This window comes from Streptomyces sp. NPDC033131, assembly GCF_055578365.1.
Genome location: NZ_JBVIPA010000125.1, coordinates 1 through 1,320, shown reverse-complemented (window position 1 = coordinate 1,320; position 1,320 = coordinate 1). Strand labels below are relative to the sequence as shown.

At 69.7% G+C, this 1,320-nt stretch carries 2 protein-coding genes; one reads left to right on the top strand and one right to left on the bottom strand.

Annotated elements, in window-relative coordinates:
• On the top strand, nucleotides 1-756 hold a 756-nt coding region (locus ACZ5XS_RS45800; protein ID WP_468661649.1), incomplete at its 5' end, for an IS5 family transposase.
• Here the strand turns inward: ACZ5XS_RS45800 and ACZ5XS_RS45795 are convergent.
• The gene (locus ACZ5XS_RS45795; RefSeq protein ID WP_468661648.1) at nucleotides 728-1,198 is read right to left on the bottom strand and encodes a hypothetical protein; all 471 of its coding nucleotides are present in this window, start codon (nucleotides 1,196-1,198) and stop codon (nucleotides 728-730) included. The genes ACZ5XS_RS45800 and ACZ5XS_RS45795 overlap by 29 nt on opposite strands.
• Between the last annotated feature and the right edge of the window lie 122 nt (nucleotides 1,199-1,320).

The window sequence follows — 1,320 nt, the reverse complement described above, 5'->3', positions numbered from 1 at the left end:
CTGGAGGGCCGGGGCGGGCGGCCGGAGGGCTTCTGCCACCGGCAGATGATCGACGCGGTCCGCTATGTGGCCGACAACGGCGTCAAGTGGGCCAACCTGCCTGCGGACTTCCCGCCGTATCGGCGGGTGCATGCTTTCGCCCGCCGCTGGCAGATCACGGGTCTGCTCGCCGAGCTCCACGACCGGCTGCGCGACAAGGTCCGCCAGAAGGAAGGCCGCACGGTGGATCCGACTGCTGCCATCGTGGACTCACAGTCGGTGAGGGCAGCGGCGAACATCCCGCGCTCCACCTCCGGCTGGGACGGCGGGAAGAAGGTGGGCGGCCGCAAGCGGCACCTGGTGGTGGACTGCCTCGGCATGGTCCTGGCCGTGACCGCGGCGAGCGTGCAGGACCGCGACGCCGCCGTCCCCCTGCTCGAGCGGCTTCGGAAGATGTACTTCTCCATCCGCCTGGTGTGGGCGGACGGCGGCTATGCCGGGCGCCTGGTCGACTGGGCAGCCGAGAAACTCCAGCTCACCCTCGACATCGTCAAACGCACCGACGACACCACCGGGTTCGTGGTGCTGCCCCGCAGGTGGGTGGTGGAAAGAACGTTGAGCTGGCTGATGCGCTCACGTCGTCTGGCGCGTGACTACGAGACGCTGCCCGCCATGCACGAGGCCATGGTGCTGTGGTCGATGACCATGCTCATGAGCGGCCGCCTGGCCGGACGCCGCCCCGGTGCTTTCAGCCGGCCGGTCCTTCGACCGCGGTGAACACCCCCGGCCGCACCTGGAGGGCCCACCCTCGCTCCACCAGGCGTTTCGCCTTCGACCGCAGTCCCTCGACCTTCGCCGGGACCGCCTGAAGGCCGAGGGCCACGGCCAGCTGCTGGCAGCGCATCCCCTCTCGGCCCGCCTCCGACTCCAGCACCGACACGATCCGCTGATAATCCGGCGCGAGTACCGACGCCGCCATGCCGTCGATCCGGTGCGGCACCGGTGAACCCGCCATGGCGCCCCGCACCGGCTCCGCGACTGCCGAAGACGGCTCGGCCAGCACCTCGGCCACCGTCGCCCGGGCATCCACCAGCCGCTGAAGGGCTCCTTCCGCCTCACCGAGCGCGGCCTGCACCCGCTCGGCCTCCTCCCGCAACCGCGCGATCTCTTCCCGAACTCTCTTCTCCCGGGCTTCCAGCAGACCGAGCACTGACGGCACCAGCCACCACCTCCACGAGCCAGACAAGCGGACGAACCACGCTCATCTCTCCCGCTACCAACCGGAGTTCATGCCCACCCATCCCGGACCAACGCAACATGTTCGGAAAGCGGATGGTGTCT